A 20,131-nucleotide genomic window follows, 5' to 3' on the forward strand; every position below is an offset into this window, starting at 1 on the left:
GACGTTCTCCCTGCTCGAGGAACCGGCGTGCAGACCGGCAGCCTCCGCATCGCGCGCACATCCGAGCCGATATCTCGTTGATGCCCCGACCGTGGCTGCCTGGTCACTCCTTTGCTAAGCATCACCAGCCGATGGGCCATGTGACTGTCGACGCAGAACTCGCCGGCGCGAGAAGAGCGCGGGTTCGCATTCTCGTCGATAGCGGCGCTACGTACACCGTGCTTCCTGCCGACCTCGCCCAGCGGCTGAAGATCACGGAGGCGCCGAGACGGCTGAAGGGACGGCTCGCGGACGGCCGTCGTAAGTCCATGCGGGCGGTGACCGTGTTCATCCGGCTTCTCGGACGTGAAGCGGCGGATACGGCTCTCATCGGCCCGCGGGGTATCGAGCCGCTGCTTGGCGCCGAGGCCCTCGAAGCCCTCGGCCTAGCGGTCGATCCGACGTCGCGCAAACTGAAGCCGTGAGCTTCGGGTTGGCGAGGCGATGCAGCTCGGTCTGGTCGGCGAGAAACCCTGATCGGCCCGCGCGTGAAGGAGCTTCGGCCAAGCGGGGGGCGGGACTCCTGGGCCTCGTGACGGGGCGCCGTCAGGGGTTCCGCACGCAGTCGTACGTGAGCGGGATCGTCGCCCCCATGCCGACGACCTCCATGTCAGTCACCTGGAGGGCCGTGAGCGAGTGGCTGTCGACGCCGACCTCGGTCCACTTGTGCGTGGTGAACCGATCGCTCTGCGCGGTGAGGGCGATGTTGCCGCCGTCGGAGAGAATCATCCCGTAGCGCTGCATCGCGCGAGCGATCACACGCGCGCCCTCGGAAGGCAGCGAGGCCAGCGGGAAATCGGATCGCAAGCGGAAGCGCACGCCATAGGGTGGCAGGTTCGCCCCGCCGGTCGGGCCGCCCGCGTGCGTGGCCGGCCGCACGTACACGCCGCTCCGCATACGACTGTTCGGCAGGATGAAGCGGATCGCGTGGTTGATGGCGCCGCTCGCCACCTCGTCCGCCGAAAAGAGCATGGCCGCCATCGGGAAGCCGGCGGCGTCGGCCGAGGTGCACTGATCGCCGCGCAGGGTCGCCGGGTACGAGCGCGTCAGGTCCCAGACCGCCGCGCAGCCGCCCGTGAAGGTCGAGCCGACGATGTTCGCGCGCCACATCTCGTACAGGGTTTTCGTCGGCCGGTGCACCACGATGAGGTGGCAGTCGCCGTTGCTCACGCACTGGTAGCCGGTCTCGCCCTCGATCGCACCGCCCGGAGGGACTGGGAACGGCACGTGGTCGCAGTCGGGTGTGTAGAAGTCGGCCGTCGGCGTGAAGGTGCGGAAGGGCGTCGTGGCGTCGGCTTGGAGCACCTCGATGCTGAAGTCGATCCGCATCGAGCCGAAACCCCAGCCGCCGGCGGCGGCGAGCGCCTCGATGATGCCGTCGGAGGTCGCGCTCTTGAGCAGCGTCGAGACGTCGGTGTTCCACGGGTTCGGGGCCTCGAAGAGCTGCCCGGGGGCGGTCGTGGTCGTCGTCGAGCCGCTGGTCGAGGTCGACGTACTCGAGGACGACGAGGTCGAAGTCGAGCTGGTGGTCGGAATCACGGTTGACGTCGAGGAGCTCGTGCTCGGACGCGATGTGCTCGAGCTGGAGGCAGTGGATGACGACGTCGTGCTCGAGATCGTCGTCGCCGAGGTCGAGGTGGAGGTAGAGGTGGTCGTCGGTTTCGTCGTCGATGTCGACGAGGTAGTGGAGGTCGAGCTGCTCGAGCTGGCGCTCGAGGACGTGCTCAACGAGGTGCTCGTCGTCGACGTCGAGGTCGTGGTGGCCTTCTTCCGGCCCGCCGCGCTCACGGTGGACGACCCGCTCCCGCACACGCATGCGTCGCAGGCCTGGCCCTCGGCGCAGTCGGCGACGGTCTCGCACTGCTCGCCGCCCTCCGCATCGAGCCGGCCGTCGCCGCAGGTGGACCTCGGAGCCTGGAAGCGTCGGCGTTTGGTCGCGCGGGCGCTGAACGTACCGATCAACGATGCGCAGGACACATCATCGACTATCGCGCGCATCCGTACGCTGCGGAGCGCGCCGCACGCGTGCCACCGTGCCTGCAGCGTGCTGCGTCCGCCCCGCCGGCGGACGTGCGCCGGCACGGGCGGGCAGCCACTCGTGATCGTCGCCATGCCGTCCGCGTCGATGACGATCGCGTCGAATGGCAGCTCAGTCCTCGGTACGAGGGCCGGGGCGACGAGGAAGCGAATGCCCGGGCAGGGCGGGGAAGCCACGGCCGTTGCCGGCGGTGCTGCAACGAGCGCGAGGGCGAGCAGCACGAGGCAGCGCCTGACGATCGTCGCAGGCGCGACGGCAGCCGGTCCGAGTTGTGCCACTCCGGGCACGGTGGCATGGCGCGGACGACCGGTTGTATCGTGCGTCGCCCACGGACTCGTGGCCGGCCGTCTCGTGCTTGCCGTGCGCAGCATGGCCGGCCGGAAGCGGGGCAAACGGCAGGCCAACCGAGCGCCCGCCGTGAGGACCTCAGCAGCGCCTCACCGCGGTTGACCGGATGGCTTGCGCTCGCGCCACACCGGGGAAGAGCAGGAAGGCGCGCCAGAGGGGGGGCGGGGCAGCGTCTGATATCGCAGATTCGGTCAGCTTCCCTTTTGAGTTTCTCACGCAGTGGACGAGTCGGGGTTGTCGGGGTTGATGTGGTGCCGGACTCGGCGCAGGTGCGGTGAGCCCGACCCCACTTGAGTCCGCGCGCGACGTGATGCTACCCCTGGGCGCGGATCCGATGGTCGAACGCGCAACGCTCACGGGGCTCGCTTCCGTCGTCGCTCTCGTCGTCGCGACGGGTAGTGCGGAAGCGCAATGCGACTCTCGGTTGCGACAGCTGAGCAGCGATCCGTTTACGAATTCCACCAGCCAGCACGGAACCGAGGTCGAGCCGGACACGTTCGTGTTCGGCTCGACGATCGCGACGACCTTCCAGGTCGGCCGCTTCTTCGACGGAGGAGCCTCCGACATCGGCTGGGCGACGTCCACCGACGGAGGCGCGAACTGGTCGAAGGGTTTCCTGCCCGGGATCACCAAGCTCCAGGGTGCCGGCCCCTACGATCGGGTGAGCGACCCGTCGGTCGCGTACGACGTCCGCCACGCCGTGTGGCTCATCTCCTCGCTGGCGCTCGTCGAGCACGGGACAAACGTCAACTCCCCCGCGGTGGTGGTGAGCCGCTCGGTCGACGGTGGCCTCACCTGGGCCAACCCCGTGACGGTCGGGACGGGAGCCGACCTGGACAAGAACTGGACCGTCTGCGACACCACCGCCGCGAGCCCCTTCTACGGGAATTGCTACACCGAGTACGACGACGCGGGCGCCAACAACCAGCTTCGCATGGCCACGTCCACGAACGGGGGCCTCACGTGGACCCAAGCCAGTGTGCCGACCACGAGCGTCATCGGCGGCCAGCCGGTCGTGCAGCCGAACGGCACCGTCATCGTGCCCCTGAACAACGGCAGCCAGTCGAGGGTGCAGGCCGTCACGTCGACCGACGGCGGCGCGAGCTACGCCGGCCCGGTCACGATCGCGATCATCGCGGCGCACCCCGTGAGCGGCAACCTGCGAACCAGTCCGTTGCCGTCCGCCGAGATCGACGGCGCCGGGCGGGTGTACGTGGCGTGGCAGGACTGCCGCTTCCGCTCTGGCTGCGCCTCGAACGACATCGTGTTCAGCACCTCGTCCGACGGAACGACGTGGTTCGCGCCAAGCCGGGTTCCGATCGATCCCACGACGAGCACCGTTGACCATTTCATCCCGGGCCTGGCCGTCGACAAGACGACCGCCGGCGCGTCGGCGCATCTGGGCCTCACCTATTACTACTATCCCAACGCCGCCTGCTCGGCCGCGTCGTGTCAGCTCTCGGTGGGATTCATTTCCTCGACCAACGGAGGCGCCAGCTGGAGCGCCCCCACCCAGCTCGGCAGCCCGATGTCGCTGGGGTGGCTCCCGAGCACCACCCAAGGCGTCATGGTCGGGGATTACATCTCGACGTCGTTCGCGGGTGGTCTCGCCTACCCCGTATTTGCGCTGGCCACCGCTCCCAGCGGCAGCACCTTCCACGAGGCGATGTACACCGCCAGCGCCGGCTTCGCCGTATCGGGTGGCAGCGCGACCGCGAGCGCCGAGGGCGCGGCGGTGAGTCCGCGTGTCGGACTCGAAAGCGAAGCGCCCCGGACGGCCCGATAGCGAGGCTGGACGCTCTGGGCAGGGCGCTCGGACCGCTCGACGACTATGTCGCATCTGGGAAATGTCGCTAATGTCTAGGTAGACACCGCTCAATGGCCGACGAAACCGAGAGCCGCGCGCTCCGTACCCTCGCCGACATCGTCGAATCGGGGCGACCGCTGGCATACATTCATTCCGCGGAAGAGCAGCGCGTGATGGCGCTGCTGCGCGACACCGCAGGCGCATGTTTCTCGGCGGCGGTCCCGCTCTGGATATGGAGCCTCACCGAGGGCATGCGCCGCGACGATGGTAGCGGCGGCGAGCTGCTCAGCCCGCGTGCGGCTCTCGATTTCGTCGCCACGTACGATGGCCCGGCGCTCTTTCTCTTCAAGGACTTCCACGAACCGCTGCGCGAGGCGCCGGACATCCGGCGGCGACTGCGCGACCTGTACGAGCTCTGCCTTGACCGTGGCAAGTTTGTGATGATCTGCTCGCCGGTCAAGTTCATCCCCGAGGAGCTCGCGCGCAGCATCGTCTACGTAGAGCTGGCAGTTCCCGATCTGCGCGAGCTCGTCGGGTTTCTGCGGCACGAGGCCGCGGCGATCACGGCAACCGGCGGCCGCCTCGATGCCGACGAGGCTACTCTCCTCCAGCTCGCACGGGCGCTCCAGGGCCTGACGCTCGACGAGGCGCGCCATGCGATTCGCCGCGCGCTGAGCTCGCGCAAGGTCTTGGATCAGGAATCGGTTCCCGTGCTGCTCGAAGAGAAACGCCTGCTGGTGAATCGCACCGGGATGATCGAGTACATCCCCGCCGAGACCAGCATCGAACACGTCGGCGGACTGGAGATCATGAAGAAATGGCTGATGGAGCGGCGCAAGTTATTCCAGATGCGGGACCGCATCAGCGCCGAGATCGTGCCCAAAGGAGTACTGGTCATGGGTGTCTCGGGCTGTGGCAAGAGTCTGTCCATCAAGGCAGTCGCGTCCTGTTTCGAGCTGCCCCTTTATCGCATCGATATGATTGCCATCTTCTCCGGACGTCACGGAACACCGGAAAGCGCGTTCGCGCAGGCCTGCCATATGCTTGAGTCGATGGCTCCGGCAGTGGTCTGGTTCGACGAGATCGAGGCTGGCATCAACACGCAAGCCAAGGAAGGCGAGTTGGCTCGCATATTCGGCTTCTTCTTGACGTGGATGCAGGAGAAGACACGCGGACTGTTCGTGGGCGCCACCGCCAACCGCATAGACCTCCTGCCCGCCGAGATGATCCGCAAAGGGCGCTTCGACGAAGTGTTCTTCGTCGATCTGCCCCTCGAAGACGAGCGGCTCGACATCTTCCGAGTGCATCTGCGGCGGCGCGGGGTCGATTTTGAGGGGTTCAATTTCGAGCCGCTCAAGACCTTCACGAAAGGCTGGACAGGCGCCGAGATCGAGCAGTGCGTGGTGTCGGCACTGACAAGCGCCCGTCTCGAGGAGCGCGGATTGACGGATGCGGATCTGTTCAATGCGACCGCCAACGTCGTGCCGCTCTCGAAGACCATGAAGGAACAGGTCGATCAGATCCGGAAATGGGCCTTCGCCCGCGCGGTGCGGGCCTCGCCGCGTGAACGCTATTCATAGCTGCGGCAGCCTGCCGCGACCGTCGCCGACCGGCGGCGGTCCCAGAGCCGTTCGGAGGCGGCGACTTCACCGGACACGGGCCAGCGCCACGGCGCCCGTGAGCCCGAAGGCTGCGGCACAGCCGAATCCCGCGGGCGGGGACGGCGCGGGTCTTGGGTAAACTTCGCGCGACACAATCGATATCCCCGTAAGCTGCGCGCCGGGGACCTGGAGGAGACGTGAAATGCGGAGAATGGGGCTATTTCTCTCGGTGGTGATGCTGGCGGGATGCGTCCATCTTGTCGTGCGACCGTACCAGCGCAAGGTAGATGCCCAAACCGGCCACGTTGTAGACGATACGGACAAGGACGCACATGGCGTTCGCTTCTACCGCCCAGCCCCGTACCTGTGGCTAGCTTCTGACAAGGACGGCAAGTGTGTCCCGACCGTGCTCTACTTACCCGACCCGACCCAGGAGTACATCATGCAGGTATCGCCGTGGGACGGCGCGCTGGGGATCGGCACGGTCAGCATGAAGCCGACGCTTCAGGACGGCTGGAACCTCACCGGCCTGGACTCTTCTGTAGACACGAAGGTGCCAGAGACTCTGACCGCGATCACCGGGCTCGCGAAGGCGGCGATGGGGGTGACAGCCGAAGCCGTCGAAGTAGGACGCCCCGTAGGGAAGGCTACCAAAGTCAGAGATCAGACGACGATGGGGCCGGGCCTCTATCGAATCGTCCTTCGTCCGAATGAGGCATATCCGCTCGACTTCGAGCCAGTTCTTCAAGTGAAGGATGGCGACAAGGTGGTGCCGTGTACGACGTTCGGCTCGCCCGCTTCTGCTTCGAAGAAGGACGGCGGTGGGGAGGAAGGAAAGCGTAAGAGGAAGAAGTAACTACGCCCGACGGGGGTGGTCCTGCATGGCAGAGATGACGGAGTCGGCGGGCGGCTAGCGACGTGGGGCAAACCCGTCCGATGCTTTGACCGCCGGCGCGGCATCGCACGGGCCCGTGTGTGCCAGCGCCACGCCGGCGTCGAGTAGCAGGCACCAGTTCGCGTAGGTGACGCTATCGCAGCCACAGACCGGCGCTCCGCCCCGCGCGCACGGACCCGGGCTGACGCAGTATCCTAGCTGGATCCCCGTGCACTGGGGATCGTTCACCTCGCACGAGTTCCGCCCCCGGCACCGGCGGTGCCCGGAGCTGCCACAGGTGTAGCGGCGCGTGAACGCCCGCCGGCCGCACGGGGACTCTCTCGCGATGCGCGCGTGCCGGGCGCCCTCCCGCCTGGTGATCTGGCCGCTGTCCACGGCGAAGCGAATCACCTCCGTCGCGCACTGCACGCGTTCACGGTGGTTCGTCCACTCGACGCCGTCGGCCCGCCAGTAACAGGGGCACTGCTCCGCGAAGATCGGCAGGACCTTCGCTCCGGCGACGCTGACGAGCCCAAGGGCGAGACCCACCGTGCCGGCACCGATACGTAGACGCATTGCGCCTCCCGGACCTTCCAGGCCACTACAGCTACTGTGGGATCACCGGGAACTCGGTGGCGATCACGCGCTTCCGCCACGAAGTGCGCAGCGGGTGGCGGAAGTGGTTGAATCGCCGACGAGGACGGCCATCGCCGTCCACTCCAGCTACCGTTGGGCAGCGAACCCATGAGGCAGTAAAGCCATCTCGTGGAGAGCGCATTGGCTAGCGCGGTCGCCGCACCACCTCGCCTACGTAGATGTAGTCGAGGTCCTGCGAGGTGAGGGGGCGGTCGTCGGCGCGGACGGTGACGCGCTCGACTCGGGCGACGAAGAGGGTGTGATCGCCGGCCTCGACGGACTGCTGCACCAGGCACTCGAGGCTGAGCATCGCGTCGCGCAGGAGCGGAAGGGCGTCGGGCGAGTCGTCCCAGGCGACCTGGTCGAGGTTGTCGGGGCGGTGTGACGCGGCCGAGAAGAAGTAGTCCTCCAACTGGCGGCCGCGCTTGCCGACGACGTTCAGAGCGAAGCGCCGGGTGCGCGCGAGGATGTCGTGCGTGAAGTGGCGCCGGTCGACCGACGCCAGGACGAGCGGCGGGTCGCCCGAGACCTGCACCACCCACGACGACGACATGCCGTGGCGGCGGTCGCCATCGCGCACGGTGAGGACGTAGATGCCGGTGGTGAGCGCGGCGAGCGCGCGGGCGAGCGGGGGCTCCATGCCCCTGCACTTGCCCTTGCGGCCAGCCCGCCGCAAGCTGGGCCCCTGGAGGCGTCAACCACGGCCGGGGTCGTTTCGTCAGGACGGGTGGGGGCGGAAGGGCAGCACGTGAAGCCAGCCGCGGCCGGCCAGCTCGACCACGACGCGCTCTACCGCGCCCAGCACGGACGGGTGCTGTCGCTCTGCCGCCTGCTGCTCGCCGACCGCCACGAGGCCGAGGAGGTCTGCCACGAGGCCTTCGTGAAGCTCTTCGAGCAGCGCGAGCTGCCGCCCGCGCCGGAACGCTGGCTCACGCGCGTCGCCGTCAACGCTTGCCGGGACCGGCGGAGGGCCGGGTGGTGGCGGCGGTGGCGGGAGCACGGTGAGGAGCTCGTGGAGGCCGATCATCCCGCCCGTGGACCGACGCCCGAGGAGGCGGCCCTCGGCCTGGAGGAGCGCCGTCGCATCTGGCACGTCTTTCGCCGCCTCTCTCCCCGGCAGCAGGAGGTCTTCGCGCTGCGCCAGATCGAGGGCTGGTCAACCGACGAGGTGGCCGAAACGTTGGGACTGAGCGGTGGCAGCGTGAAGCGGCACCTCTTCCGGGCGATTCACCAGCTGCGCGCGGGCCTCAGAGGCACACGATGAGCCGATGTCTCACGGACCGGACGCTGATGCTCCTCCAGGCGGGCGAGGGTGGCGCCGGAGCGCGCGCACACCTGCGTGCGTGTCCGCCGTGCGCGACGCGCTATCGCGCGCTCGAGGACGATCTCGGCGTGGTTGCGGGCGCGCTGCGTGCGGGCCCGCCGCCCGCCGCGGAGCGCCCGCGGCTCCGCTGGCGGGCGGTCGGCGCGCTCGCCGCGACCGTGGCCCTGGCCGTGGGTGGGGCGTGGATGTGGCGCGCCGCGCGTGTCGCGCCGCCCGCGGGCGGGGGCGACGTCGGCGTGCTGGTCGAGGATCTCGCCGGCACGCTCTTCGCCACACCCGAGGCCGTCGCGACAGGGGAGCAGTCTGCTACCGACGTCGCCGACGACGTGGCGGCATTCGACGAGGACGACGAGCTGGCCCTTCTCTTCGAGGGGCCGTGAAGGGGGTCTCGATGAAGAAGCGTACGCTCATCCTGGCGACGGTCACCGTGAGCGCCCTGGGGCTCGCCACCGTGCACGCCCGGCCGCGGTTTGGGATGGGACCGGGGCCGATGATGATGGGGCCCGGGGGCGACGGTCCGGCCCTGATGCTGCCTCTGCTGCTGCGGAGCGCGAATCTCACCGAGGAGCAGGAGGCGCAGGTGCAGAAGATCATGGCCGATCGGCGCGCGCAGACGCGCGCGCTCGTGCGCGAGATGCGCGCGGGGCAGGCCGCGCTCCTCGACAAGCTCTTCGCGGCCGGCGACCTGAAGGCCGACGACCTGAGACCCGAGCTGGACCGGCTCGCGCGCGCCCGACAGCAGCTCATGGATCATGCCTTGACCACGGCGCTCGACGTCCGCAAAGTTCTCACCCCCGAGCAGCTCGCGCACACGGCGAAGATCAAGGACCGGATGCGGGCGCTGCACGATCAGATGCGGGACCTGGTGGACGAGGAGTAAGCTCACCCCGGCGGAGCGCGTTGACGAGCAGGTTGGCTCGTCGGGTCGGCTCGGGGAGGCGGTAGCCGGCGCACGTGCGGAGCACCAACGCGCGTGCGTCGCGGAGGCCGATCGCGTACCCGGGCGAGACGTAGACGGGCCGCACGCCGTCCCGCGTGCGCAGCGCCACCCCCAGCCGCTCCCTCCCGTCGCGCAACCAGGACCAGCTCCCGCGCCACGCTCCCACCGCCCCGTGCTCGCCCGCGAGCCGGCTCTTGGCGCAGCCGATGGTCGGCAGGTCGAGGCAGTAGCCGATGTGACAGGCGAGGCCGAAGCGGCGGGGGTGAGCGATGCCCTGGCCGTCGCACACGAGCACGTCGGGCCGCGCGCGAAGCCGCGCGCAGGCGCCGAGCACGATCGGCGCCTCGCGGAAGCCGAGCAGGCCGGGCACGTACGGGAACGTGACCCGTCCCTCCATCCAGGCCTCCTCGACCACCTCGAGCCCCTGCAGGGCGACCACGACGACCGCCGCCACCAGTCGTTCGCCGTCCGGGTGATAGGCGGCGTCCGCGCCGGCGACGAGGCGCACCCGCCCGAGGCGAGCGCCCGTGTCGACTGCGGCCGCGAGGCGGCGTTGGAGGCGGAGCGCCTCCTCGACCGGCAGATCCCAGCGGTGCGGTCGCGCAATGCGCACGGGGAGCCAGGGCCGTGCTACGGTGCCTGCGATGAGAGAGCAACACCGCTTCGAGACGCCGCGCGTCGCGTTCCTCCTGCTCGCCCTCGGCCTCGCCCCGGCCGTCCTCGCCGGCGAAGGGACGGAGGAGCGGAAGCGGACGATCGCGGTCACGGGCCGCGGCGAGGTGAAGGCGACGCCGGACCGCGCGCTCCTGTCGTTCACCGTCGAGACGACCGCCGGACGTGCCACCGAGGCCGCCGCCGAGAACGCGAAGCGCAGCGCGGCGGTTGTTGCAGCGCTCAAGTCGCTGCTCGGCTCCGACGGCACTGTCGGCACCACGCACTACACGATCGAGCCGCGCTACGAGAGCACCCGCCCGGGCGAGACGCACGAGCCGCGCATCACCGGGTACGTCGCGCGCAACGAGGTGCAGGTGGAGTGCGGGCGGGTCGACAAGCTGGGTGGCCTCATCGACGCCGCCACGACGGCGGGCGCGAACGGCGCCCGCGGCCTGCAGTTCTCGTTCTCGAAGGAGGACGAGCTGCTGCGCGCCGCGCTCGAAAAAGCGGGGGCCGACGCGCGGGCCCAGGCCGAGGGTGCCGCGCGCGGGCTCGGCGTGCGCTTGAAGCGCGTCCTGTCGGCCGACACGGGAGCCCGGCCGGTTCCCGTCCGCTTTGCGGCCATGGAAGCCTCCGCGCCCGGGCGCGGCGCCGCGACGCCGATCGAGCCTGGCGAGGGGACCGTCTCGGCCAGCTTGCAGGTGACGTACGAGATCGAGTGACGCTCGTCGTCCCGGTCGCAAAAGGTAACGGCCGGGCGGCCCTACAGGACCGCCTCCGCCAGCAGCCGCACCGCTGCCACGTCCCGCGTCCCGGCGAGGAGCGTCGTGACCGGGCTCTCCTTCCACGCCGCGAGGCGGTCGCGAATCCGCGCCGCACTCCCCGCGAGCGAGATCTCGTCCGCCAGCCGATCCGGCACCGCAGCCACCGCCTCCGCCCGCTTCCCGGCCAGGAAGAGGTCCTGCACCCGCCGCGCCTCCGCCTCGAACCCGAGCCGCGCGATCAGGTTCAGGTGGAAGTTCTTCGCCGCCGCGCCCATGCCGCCGATGTAGAAGGCGAGCATGAACTTGATGGGGAGGAGCGCCTGCTCGAGGTCGTCGTTCAGCGAGACGGTGGCGGGGCAGGCGATCTCGAAGCCCGGGCGGGCGCCGCGCAGCGACTCCGCGTAGACGTGCCTCCGGTACGGCGAGTAGAAGAGCGGCAGCCAGCCGTCGGCGATCTCGGTCGCGAGCGCGACGTTCTTCGGCCCTTCCGCGCCAAGGTAGATCGGGATGTCGGCGCGGAGCGGGCGCACGATCAGCTTGAGCGGCTTCCCGAGCCGCGCGCCGCCGGGGTGCGGCAGCCGGTAGTGCTCGCCCCGGAACGTGACCGGGCCCTCGCGGCGGAGCATCTCGCGCAGCAGCCGGACGAACTCGCGCGTCCGGCCCATCGGCTTCGGGAAGGGCTGGCCGTACCAGCCCTCGACCACCTGCGGGCCCGAGACCCCGATGCCGAGGACGAGCCGCCCGCCCGAGAGATGGTCGATGGTCGCGGCCGTCATCGCGGCGCAGGCCGGGGTGCGCGCGGAGATCTGCATGATCGCCGTGCCGAGCTTGATGCGCTTGGTGCGCGCGCCCACCCAGCAGAGGGGCGAGAAGACGTCGGAGCCGTACGCCTCCGCGGTCCACACCGACTCGTAGCCGAGGCGCTCGGCCTCCTGCACCAGGTCGGTCGGGTCCCAGGGATCGGGCATCCAGTAGCCGAGCATCAGGCCGAGGCGCATGCCGTCCTCCCTCCCTCAATCGAAGCGCACGAGCGCATGCTCGGCGTGGAAGTCCGGGCCGTAGATGTCCTTGCCCGAGAAGTGCATGGGGTCCTTCGCGGTCGCGAGCATGGCGCACACCCGGCCCGGGTTCTCGACCGGGAGCGCCCTGGACGCGTCGAAGCCGAACTCGCCCAGCTCGGCGGCCATCCGCTCCGTGCCAACGAAGCCCGGCATGAGCCCGATGACGGCGATGTTGTAGGGGCGGAGCTCCTTCGCGAGCCCGGGCACCATGCGATTGAAGGCCGCCTTGGAGAGCGAGTAGCCGAGGCCCCAGCCGCCCTGGCCGATCGGCGCCGGCGTCTCCCGCTCCCCCGCGCTCGAGGTGATGTTGATGACGATGCCGCCGCCCTGGCGCTTCATCACGGGCAGGCAGAGCCTGATCAGGTGCAGCGGCGCGATCACGTTGCACAGCATCATCTGCTCGATCAGCTCCACCGGCGTGTCCTCGAAGGGGTCCATGTGCCCCGGGCCGACGTAGCGGCCGTTGTTGATCAGCACGTCGATGCGCCCGAAGCGCTCGAGGGCGGCGTCGACCGCCGCCGGCCAGTCCGCGCGCGCGGCAAGGTCGAGCTTCACGACCAGGGCCTCCGCGCCGAACCCGCGCGCCTCGCGCGCCGTCGCCTCGAGGCTGCCCGGGAGCGGGTCGGTGAGCGACTTCCGTACGGTCGAGGAGTGCTCGAGGCGTTCGTGTCCGGTGACCGTTCGCGCGCTGAGCACGAGGTCGAAGCCACGCCGGGCGAGCTCGAGCGCGCAGCCCCGGCCGATCCCGCGGCTCGCGCCGGTGATGAACGCGACCTTTTTCGCGGCCATGCGGGGTACCTAGCGCCGGGCGCGGGACGCGGTCAATGCGCGCAGCGGAGCGGTCGGGCCGACCTGCTAGGATCGTCCTACGGCCGCCTGAGCGGCTCAGCCGGGGATGTGCACCAGCTCGAGCTTGATGCCGTCGGGGTCGGCGAAGAAGACCGCATAGTAGCCGGGGACGTACTCGGGGTACTCGCGCGGCGGATCGAGGATCGTGCCGCCCCATGCCGTGACGTCCCTTGCCAGCGCGTCGACCTGCACGCGGCTCTCGGCGCGGAACGCGACCTCGCAGAGACCCACGCGGTCCTTCGAGAAGGTGTCGCCGCGGAAGCGCGGGTCCGCCTGCTTCAGCCAGATGCTGCCGCCCGGGCCGAGGAACCCGAGCACGGCCCCGGCGTCGCACAGGCCGGGGTAGCCGAGACGCGGCATGAGCGCGTCGTAGAACGACCGCGACCGCCGCAGGTCGTTGACGGTCAGGAAGACATGGTGCACGCCGCCGGTCGCCGGGACCGGGGTCGTCGTGGGCGGACAGCCACAGCCACCTGGTGTCTCGCTCGCCATCGCCGGCTACCATACGGGCGCCGCGCGGCTCAGTCGAGTACGTTGCGGGTCCGGTGCCGACGGGCTATCGCCAGGGCGTGCCGGTCATCCTCCACGCCGACATGGACGCGTTCTACGCGGCGGTCGAGCAGCGCGACCGTCCCGAGCTGCGCGGGCGGCCGGTCATCGTCGGCGGGACGTCGAGCCGCGGCGTGGTGACGGCCGCCTCCTACGAGGCGCGCCGCTTCGGCGTCCGCTCGGCCATGCCGACGGTCCAGGCGCGCGCGCTCTGCCCCGCCGCCGTCTTCCTGCGCGGCGACATGGCCAAGTACCGGCGCGTCAGCGCACAGCTGCGGGCCATCTTCACGACCATCAGCCCCGACGTGGAGCCGCTCTCGCTCGACGAGGCGTTCATCGACATCACCGCCTCGCAGCGCCTGCTCGGCCCGCCGCTCGCGATCGGCCGGCTGCTCAGGGATCGCGTGCGCGCCGCGACCGCACTCGCCGTCTCGGTCGGGATCGGGCCGGGCAAGATGGTCGCGAAGATCGCGAGCGACCTCGCGAAGCCCGACGGGCTCCTCGAGGTGCCGGCCGACCGGGTCGCCGCGTTCCTGCACCCGCTGCCGGCGTGGCGCCTGTGGGGCGTCGGCCCGGTCACCGAGGCCGCGCTCGCCCGCGCCGGGATCACGACCATCGGCCAGCTCGCGGCGCGGCCGGCGGCCGAGCTCGCGCCGTTCGTCGGGGGAGCCGCTGCCGATCACCTCGTCCGGCTGGCCCACGGGGAGGACGCACGCATCGTCGAGCCGGACCTCGCGGCCAAGTCCTACGGCGAGGAGGGCACGTTCGCGGCCGACGCGCGGGATGACCGCAGCGTGCGCGAGGCGATCATCGGCCACGCCGACGCCATAGGGCGCCGTCTGCGCCGCGACCGCGTGCGGAGTCGCGTCGTGGTGCTGAAGCTCAAGCTCGCCGAGCGCCTCGGCCCGGGCAAGTTCCGCCTCCTCACCCGGCGCGCGACGCTCCCCGAGCCGACCGACGACGGGAAGACGATCTCCGATGCGGCGCTGCGGCTCTGGGAGCGGCACCGGCCGCGGCTGCCGGTCCGGCTGGTCGGCGTGTCGGCGGCCGGCATCGTCGGCGACGCGTCCGAGCAGTTCGCCCTCTTCGCCGCGGACGCCCACCGCCGGCGCGCGGCGCTCAACCAGGCGCTCGACGCCATCGTCGCGCGCTTCGGCATGGAGAGCATCGCGCGGGGCGGCGCCGGTCGCAGCGAGAAGGGGCTCACGACGCGCCTCAAGCGCGGCGAGTAGCGGGCGGGACCCGGCGCGAGCGGCTCCGTGCGGCCCTCGCCGCGGCCCCGGTTGCGTGCGCGCGCCTCCAGCGATGTCTCAGTCGTCACTTCCGATTCGGTCGGGGTCCATGTCGAGCGGGCAGTGCGGGGACGCGACGTCCGGCCGAGGTGCGCGGCTTTGGCGGGCCCCGCCGACGTGCTAAGAGCCCGCGATGCTGAGCCTCGCCTCCACGTCGGATCGGGCGTGGGTCCAACGTGCGTGCGCGCACCTCGACGAGATCCTCCTCGACCACGCCCACTGCGAGAAGAAGGCAGCCTCCACCGCGGTGAGCCTCCTCTTCAAGTATGCCGAGCGGCGGGAGCTGCTGGTGACGCTCTCGCAGCTCGCGCGCGAGGAGCTGGAGCACTTCGAGGCGGTGCTGGCGCAGCTCGCGGTGCGCGGGGTCACGTTCCGTCATCAGGTGCCGAGCCCGTACGCGGGCCAGCTCGGGAAGGCGATCCGCGCGCGCGAGCCCGAGCGCCTGCTCGACACGCTCCTCTGCGCGGCGCTCATCGAGGCGCGGAGCTGCGAGCGCATGCGGCTCCTCGCCGAGACGCTCGACGATCCCGCGCTGGCGGGCCTCTACCGCGGGCTCCTCGCCGCCGAGGCGCGGCACCATCAGGCCTACGTCGAGCTCGCGACCGCGGTCGCGCCGCGCGCGCACGTGCGCACGCGTCTCCGCGAGCTCGCCCTGCATGAAGCGGCCGTGCTTGCGTCCGCGCCGCCCATCGCGAGGCTCCATGCCTGAGCACATCATCCAGCCCACGCGCATCGTCGCCGCGGGCAAGCCGCCGAAGCAGATCGACGAGTACGTCGGCCGCGCGAGCGCGAAGACGGCCGCCGTGAGCGTCGCGCACATGCGGAGCCCCGCCGGCTGGGTCGAGCCCGGGCAGACACCCGAGTTCGACGAGTACACGGTCGTGCTGAAGGGCCTGCTCCGCGTGAAGCACGCCGGCGGGACGATCGACGTACGTGCGGGACAGGCCGTCATCGCACGCCGCGGCGAGTGGGTGCAGTACAGCTCGCCCGAGCCGGAGGGCGCCGAGTACGTCGCGGTGTGCGTGCCGGCGTTCTCGCCGGAGACGGTGCACCGGGACGGCTAGGGTGTCGACCGAGGACCTGGCTCGCACCGGCATGCCGGTCGCCATCGCAGCCAAAGTGACCACCCGGATCGGCGGGTCGCCTGCGCCGCGGGCCGCGGACGCCGAGAAGAAGCGGGTACAGATGCCCTACTACCGCGACCTCGAAGGTTGAGCGCGAGCACCGCGTCACCGCCTCGGCGCGACAACGCGATTGACGGCGAGCCGAGGCCTCTACTATGGTTGGAGCGCACGGCGGTCGCATGGTGGAAATCGTGCCTCCCAACGCTCTCGAGAGCCGGCGGCGCGTCCGTACCGTGCGGTGGCCGATGGGGCCGCTCTTGGGCTCATGCCTTTCCTTGAGCCTGTCGCTGTCTGGGATCGGTGCGGGCGTCGCGGAGGCGATCCACATCTCCACCGCAGAATCGGTCGTCTTCGTCTGCCGCCGCGACCCACCCGAGGTGCTCAATTCGAGCAGCAGCGCGGGCGCGCCCGTCGTGACCGCGGGGACTGCCTGCGCTCAGGCGCTCGCCGACGCTCTGGTTGCGGGCTTCCGCCTCCAATCCGTGATCGCTTCGTTCGCTAGCGGAGATATCGCGTTCCCGCGTTACACCCTGATTAGGGTGCCCAACGCAGAGGATGATGGAGCCGGTTAGGCCGCGATCATCTTCTCCTGCGACCTCTCTTTGAAGACTTCCATCGCCAGCAACAGCTCGGGTGCGCCCGTCGTGACCGCCGGGACTCCCTGCGCCCAGGCTCTCGCGGATGCCATGGTCGCTGGCTTCAGCCTGGAATCGGTCATCCGTGCATTTCAAAATCTGGATTTGAACAATGGGAACCGCGTCACTGGCGGCGTCCCGACCTACACCCTCGTCAGGACGCCAACGGGAAGGTGCCCTGCGTGCGGCGAGAACGCGGTTGTCTTGACCTGCGGCCAAGACCCGCACGGCCCGCTCCTCGGCTCGAGCAGCAGCGCGGGGGCGCCCGTGGTGGGTGCCGGCGTCCGCTGCGCTCAGGCGCTCGCAGACGTTCTCGGCGCGGGCTTCCGTCTCGAGTCTGTCATCCCGGCATTCACGTCAGGGTTCCCGACCTACACCTTGATCGAGCGGCCGGGTGCAATGCGGGACGCGTTCGGTCAGAAGGCGGTCATCTTCACCTGCGGGCGGCAGGGGCTCGAGGTGCTCGGGGGTTCCGACAGCAGCACGGGTGCGCCCGTGGTCGCCGACGGAGCCCCGTGCGCTCAGACGCTCGCACATCTCCTCGCTGCCGGTCTGCGCGTCGTTTCTGCGATCCCGACAAGTGTCTCGAATCTTCCAACCTACACCATGGTCACAGAGCCGGGCGGGAACCCGGAGACCTCTCACGCGGAAGCGGTCATCTTCGTCTGCCTCGGCGGCGGTGGATTCGACGTGCTCAGTTCGAGCAGCAGTATGGGGGCGCCGGTTGTGGCTGCGGGAGTTCCCTGCGGGCAGGCGCTCGCGGACGGTCTCGATGCGGGTTTCAGGATCGAGTCCATCATCCCAGGATTCGCCTCGAACGCCTCGCACGAGCTGATCTACACCTTGATCAAGCCAAGGAGAAGGAGCGACACCTCCGATCAGCAGGCTGCCATTTTCGCCTGCGACGCATCCAACGTCGTCGCTTCGGGTAGCAGCACAGGCGCGCCTCCCGTCGCTGGTAAGTCCTGCGCTCAGGCGCTCGCGGACGTCCTCACTGAGTGCTTCGACGTCGCGGCGATCCTCCCCGGTTTGGGCTTCCCGACCTACACCCTGGTGAAGCGGCCCGCGGGAAGGTGTCGTCGACCGGGTCGCGAGGCGGTCATCACGTGCGGGGGCTTTTCGAGCAGCAGCGCAGGTGCGCCGGTCGTGGCTGCCGGCACGCCCTGTGCCCAGGCCTTGGCGGACGTTCTGAGCGCGGGCTTCAGGATAGAGCCCACGGAACCGCTCTTCAGCGGGAGTCTCCCGTATACGTTGACCGGCAAGCCGTAGGGGACGGGCCCGACTCCTCGAAGACTCTCGTACGATTGGGAGATCGTCCTCGACGGCATGCGCCTGACATTCAACGGGACGCCCGACGGAGGCCCAGATCAACAACGCCGCCGAGGTCGCATGGGCCGCCAGTTACGTCCGCTCTCCCCTGGCATCTCCGGCGGCGCTGAGCCGTTCCGAGCGCCCGCGCCGCGTGGGTCACACCGCCGGCCGCACCGACGCGCTCGTCATCTGCCGATAGCGCCATACGATGGCCTTGCCGTACGCCATCGTGCGCGGGCCGTGCATCGCGAGGTTCGGGCCGCCGTGGTAGAGCCGCGCCGCCGCCTCCACGTTGCCGTGCGTCCGCCGGAGCGCATCGCGGTAATAGAACGCCCCCATGAGGAGGTTGTCGAGCGCGCTCCGCGCGTTGACGGGGCGGCCGAGCAGCCGCGCCGCTTCACGCGCGTACTGGCGAATCGCGACGGGCATCAGCTGGGTCAGGCCGACGGCTCCGGCTTCGCTGACCGCGTTCGGATTGCCACTCGATTCCTGCATGACCACGGCGCGGAGCAACGCCGGGTCGATACCGACGAGGCGGCCTACGGCGTTCATCTCTCGGGCGAAGGGTTGGCCGTGCGACACACTCCTGATCACGCGGGCATCGGCGAACATCTCGCCCGCATGCGCCGGCAGCACACCGGAGAGCAGGAGCGCGAGCATCAGCGACCTGCCTAGGCGTTTGAGCATGCCGCCCAGAGCAGCCCTCGTGCCGAAGCGGTAATTCCGGGATCGGCCCGTCATTCGGCGGCCACCCCGTGCCGTGCGCGCCACGTGCCCGTGCCCGTCCTGGCACGCGAGTGCTGAGTGCCACAGGGCGACCTACGCCCGATCCGCCTGCGAAAGCCCGCGACGTCGGCAGACAGCGCGCTGCAGCCGAGTCCCTACGGAACGAGAGGAGGTGCGCGCCCCAGCCCGCGGGTACACGGAGGCGGATCGCGCGCTGAGATGAACGACCAGCGTTGGGTGGCCGCAGGCGGCGGCTGGGGTCGCCGGGGTCCCGAGCCGCAGCCCGTTCCACGGCCCTCAAGAACCCGTAGCGGTCTGCCGAAGTACCGCGTGAGGGAGAGCAAGCATGCGCGAGCTCGTCGTGGTGGGTATCGCTCGTACGGTTCTCGTCGGGTGCGCGGGTCGGACCAAGCCCGGCGCCCCGTATGACGAGTTCTGCACACCTACGCTGCGGGCCGCGATGGCGCGAGCGTGGGAGACGAGTGACGCGAGCTCGGGTTGCAGATGGCGGCTCATCGTGATTGGCCCCTCTGCATGAAGCTCAACGGCTGGCGCCGTGTTCGCAGCGGCGAGCGTCATCGGCCGCAGCGCATCCGATGGCCGATGGTGTAAGAGTGGAGCGCCGTCTTTGCTTGGTCGCCGTTCTCGCGGCGGGTCTTCCAGTAGCGGGCTGCTCGCTCTGGCAGCATCGTCCGCCTACTCCGGCGCCGGCTGGAGGAGCGGTCCAAGTCGGGACGGCGTCGTGGTATGGCGCTGAGCTACAAGGAAGCCGGACGGCCAGCGGCGAGCGATTCGACCAGCGCGCCTTTACCGCCGCCTCGCGCTCGTTCCCCATCGGCACCCGGGTGCGGGTAACGAACCTTGCCAACGGGCGCTCGGTCGTGGTCCGCGTCAACGACCGTGGGCCGTTCGCGCCCGGTCGCGTGATCGACGTGTCGCGCGCCGCGGCGCAGGTGCTCGGCATGATCGAGCGTGGAACGACGCGTGTGCAGATCGAGTCGCTCGGGGAGGGTCCGCCCGGGACCGTGACAGACCGCGCACGACCAAAGAAGTCACGACGCCGAGGCGGGCGGACCCGTCGCGCTCCGCAAGGCTAGCGTTTCGCCTCTTCGCTCTCCCGTCGCTCACCCGAAAGGACGGGGGAAAGGCGAGCCCGCAGGTGGCGGGCGAGGTGTTGCGGAAGGCGCTCGCGAGATAGGCCGGCGCGCGCGGCTCAGAGGCTGCGCCCGTCGAACGGCACCACCTTCAGGGCCGAGAGATCCAGGCCATCCAGGCAGCGCACGTTGATGGCCGCTCTAGCGACGCCCTTCTTGTCGGATCCGACGCCGAACGGAGCGCACCCGCAGTGCGGGCAGAAGTGGTGCCGAACTCTTCCGGTGTTGAAGGTGTAGGTCGCGAGGTCGGCCTGCGGCGTGGCGAGGCGCAGCTGCTCTTGCGGCACGAACCAGAGGAGGTAGCCGCGCTTGCTGCAGATCGAGCAGTTGCACTCGACGACCTGCTCGATGTCCCCTTCCACCTCGAACCCGATCCGTCCGCAATGACATCCGCCCTTGAAGGTC

General features: G+C 70.0%; 23 protein-coding genes and 1 pseudogene. 15 read left to right on the top strand and 9 right to left on the bottom strand.

The features are described from left to right. The first annotated feature begins 80 nt into the window (after window positions 1-80). A complete protein-coding gene (locus tag E6J59_12075; GenBank protein ID TMB19353.1) occupies window positions 81-464 on the top strand; it encodes a hypothetical protein in 384 nt (127 codons plus the stop codon). A 121-nt stretch (window positions 465-585) separates the two neighbouring features. On the opposite strand, the gene E6J59_12080 is transcribed toward E6J59_12075, so the two are convergent. After that, a complete protein-coding gene (locus E6J59_12080; GenBank protein TMB19354.1) occupies window positions 586-1,368 on the bottom strand; it encodes a hypothetical protein in 783 nt (260 codons plus the stop codon). On the opposite strand from E6J59_12080, the gene E6J59_12085 reads away from it, so the two are divergent. The 4 genes and pseudogenes from E6J59_12085 (at window position 1,349) to E6J59_12100 (ending at window position 6,689) form a co-directional block, all read left to right on the top strand. Continuing rightward, window positions 1,349-2,527: a hypothetical protein gene (locus E6J59_12085; GenBank protein TMB19355.1), complete on the top strand. Its 1,179-nt coding sequence runs from the start codon at window positions 1,349-1,351 to the stop codon at window positions 2,525-2,527. The two genes, E6J59_12080 and E6J59_12085, sit on opposite strands and share 20 nt — an antisense overlap. Before the next feature lie 232 nt (window positions 2,528-2,759). Next, window positions 2,760-4,145, top strand: a pseudogene (locus E6J59_12090) (exo-alpha-sialidase). Window positions 4,146-4,303: 158 nt separating this feature from the next. Continuing rightward, on the top strand, window positions 4,304-5,812 hold the full coding sequence (locus tag E6J59_12095) for an AAA family ATPase (protein ID TMB19356.1): 1,509 nt from the start codon (window positions 4,304-4,306) through the stop codon (window positions 5,810-5,812). Between the two features lie 223 nt (window positions 5,813-6,035). After that, window positions 6,036-6,689, top strand: coding sequence for a hypothetical protein (locus E6J59_12100; GenBank protein TMB19357.1), 654 nt, complete (start codon window positions 6,036-6,038; stop codon window positions 6,687-6,689). Between the two features lie 54 nt (window positions 6,690-6,743). On the opposite strand, the gene E6J59_12105 is transcribed toward E6J59_12100, so the two are convergent. Then, the gene (locus E6J59_12105; protein TMB19358.1) at window positions 6,744-7,283 is read right to left on the bottom strand and encodes a hypothetical protein; all 540 of its coding nucleotides are present in this window, start codon (window positions 7,281-7,283) and stop codon (window positions 6,744-6,746) included. Between E6J59_12105 and E6J59_12110 the strand changes: the two genes are divergently transcribed. Then, entirely contained in the window at window positions 7,283-7,492 is a 210-nt protein-coding gene (locus E6J59_12110; protein ID TMB19359.1) for a hypothetical protein, read from the top strand. The genes E6J59_12105 and E6J59_12110 overlap by 1 nt on opposite strands. Here the strand turns inward: E6J59_12110 and E6J59_12115 are convergent. Then, window positions 7,489-7,983 carry a flavin reductase gene (locus E6J59_12115; GenBank protein ID TMB19360.1) on the bottom strand — a complete coding sequence of 165 codons (495 nt, stop codon included), beginning with the start codon at window positions 7,981-7,983 and terminating at the stop codon, window positions 7,489-7,491. The genes E6J59_12110 and E6J59_12115 overlap by 4 nt on opposite strands. On the opposite strand from E6J59_12115, the gene E6J59_12120 reads away from it, so the two are divergent. Both E6J59_12120 and E6J59_12125 read left to right on the top strand, forming a co-directional pair. After that, complete coding sequence (locus E6J59_12120; GenBank protein TMB19361.1) at window positions 7,825-8,607, top strand: sigma-70 family RNA polymerase sigma factor; 783 nt, start codon at window positions 7,825-7,827, stop codon at window positions 8,605-8,607. The genes E6J59_12115 and E6J59_12120 overlap by 159 nt on opposite strands. 4 nt (window positions 8,608-8,611) lie before the next feature. Further along, the gene (locus E6J59_12125) at window positions 8,612-9,547 is read left to right on the top strand and encodes a periplasmic heavy metal sensor (GenBank protein TMB19362.1); all 936 of its coding nucleotides are present in this window, start codon (window positions 8,612-8,614) and stop codon (window positions 9,545-9,547) included. Here the strand turns inward: E6J59_12125 and E6J59_12130 are convergent. Beyond that, complete coding sequence (locus tag E6J59_12130; protein TMB19363.1) at window positions 9,489-10,220, bottom strand: endonuclease V; 732 nt, start codon at window positions 10,218-10,220, stop codon at window positions 9,489-9,491. The genes E6J59_12125 and E6J59_12130 overlap by 59 nt on opposite strands. On the opposite strand from E6J59_12130, the gene E6J59_12135 reads away from it, so the two are divergent. Further along, a complete protein-coding gene (locus E6J59_12135) occupies window positions 10,213-10,983 on the top strand; it encodes a DUF541 domain-containing protein (protein ID TMB19364.1) in 771 nt (256 codons plus the stop codon). The two genes, E6J59_12130 and E6J59_12135, sit on opposite strands and share 8 nt — an antisense overlap. A 41-nt stretch (window positions 10,984-11,024) precedes the next feature. On the opposite strand, the gene E6J59_12140 is transcribed toward E6J59_12135, so the two are convergent. The 3 genes from E6J59_12140 to E6J59_12150 all read right to left on the bottom strand — a co-directional run bounded on the left by E6J59_12140 (window position 11,025) and on the right by E6J59_12150 (window position 13,427). Continuing rightward, window positions 11,025-12,023, bottom strand: a complete 999-nt coding sequence (locus E6J59_12140; protein ID TMB19365.1) for an LLM class F420-dependent oxidoreductase — start codon at window positions 12,021-12,023, stop codon at window positions 11,025-11,027. Window positions 12,024-12,038: 15 nt separating this feature from the next. After that, window positions 12,039-12,875, bottom strand: a complete 837-nt coding sequence (locus E6J59_12145) for an SDR family oxidoreductase (GenBank protein TMB19366.1) — start codon at window positions 12,873-12,875, stop codon at window positions 12,039-12,041. Window positions 12,876-12,971: 96 nt separating this feature from the next. Next, window positions 12,972-13,427 carry a hypothetical protein gene (locus tag E6J59_12150; GenBank protein TMB19367.1) on the bottom strand — a complete coding sequence of 152 codons (456 nt, stop codon included), beginning with the start codon at window positions 13,425-13,427 and terminating at the stop codon, window positions 12,972-12,974. Window positions 13,428-13,528: 101 nt separating this feature from the next. Here E6J59_12150 and dinB point away from each other — a divergent pair, with 101 nt between their 5' ends. The 5 genes from dinB (at window position 13,529) to E6J59_12175 (ending at window position 17,804) form a co-directional block, all read left to right on the top strand. After that, window positions 13,529-14,716 (top strand): DNA polymerase IV, encoded by a 1,188-nt coding sequence (dinB, locus tag E6J59_12155; GenBank protein ID TMB19374.1) that lies wholly within the window; start codon window positions 13,529-13,531, stop codon window positions 14,714-14,716. A gap of 193 nt (window positions 14,717-14,909) precedes the next feature. Next, window positions 14,910-15,485: a tRNA-(ms[2]io[6]A)-hydroxylase gene (locus E6J59_12160; protein ID TMB19368.1), complete on the top strand. Its 576-nt coding sequence runs from the start codon at window positions 14,910-14,912 to the stop codon at window positions 15,483-15,485. After that, complete coding sequence (locus tag E6J59_12165) at window positions 15,478-15,840, top strand: cupin domain-containing protein (protein TMB19369.1); 363 nt, start codon at window positions 15,478-15,480, stop codon at window positions 15,838-15,840. Before E6J59_12160 ends, E6J59_12165 begins: the two co-directional genes overlap by 8 nt. A gap of 335 nt (window positions 15,841-16,175) precedes the next feature. After that, on the top strand, window positions 16,176-16,472 hold the full coding sequence (locus E6J59_12170) for a hypothetical protein (protein TMB19370.1): 297 nt from the start codon (window positions 16,176-16,178) through the stop codon (window positions 16,470-16,472). Between the two features lie 72 nt (window positions 16,473-16,544). Next, window positions 16,545-17,804 (top strand): hypothetical protein, encoded by a 1,260-nt coding sequence (locus E6J59_12175; GenBank protein ID TMB19371.1) that lies wholly within the window; start codon window positions 16,545-16,547, stop codon window positions 17,802-17,804. A 198-nt stretch (window positions 17,805-18,002) separates the two neighbouring features. Here E6J59_12175 and E6J59_12180 read toward each other — a convergent pair whose 3' ends face one another. After that, entirely contained in the window at window positions 18,003-18,617 is a 615-nt protein-coding gene (locus E6J59_12180) for a lytic transglycosylase domain-containing protein (protein ID TMB19372.1), read from the bottom strand. 551 nt (window positions 18,618-19,168) lie between these two features. On the opposite strand from E6J59_12180, the gene E6J59_12185 reads away from it, so the two are divergent. Then, entirely contained in the window at window positions 19,169-19,669 is a 501-nt protein-coding gene (locus E6J59_12185; GenBank protein TMB19375.1) for a septal ring lytic transglycosylase RlpA family protein, read from the top strand. Between the two features lie 116 nt (window positions 19,670-19,785). On the opposite strand, the gene E6J59_12190 is transcribed toward E6J59_12185, so the two are convergent. Next, the gene (locus E6J59_12190; protein ID TMB19376.1) at window positions 19,786-20,100 is read right to left on the bottom strand and encodes a GFA family protein; all 315 of its coding nucleotides are present in this window, start codon (window positions 20,098-20,100) and stop codon (window positions 19,786-19,788) included. Window positions 20,101-20,131: the final 31 nt, after the last annotated feature.

Source organism: Deltaproteobacteria bacterium, assembly GCA_005879795.1.
GTDB lineage: Bacteria > Desulfobacterota > Binatia > DP-6 > DP-6 > DP-6.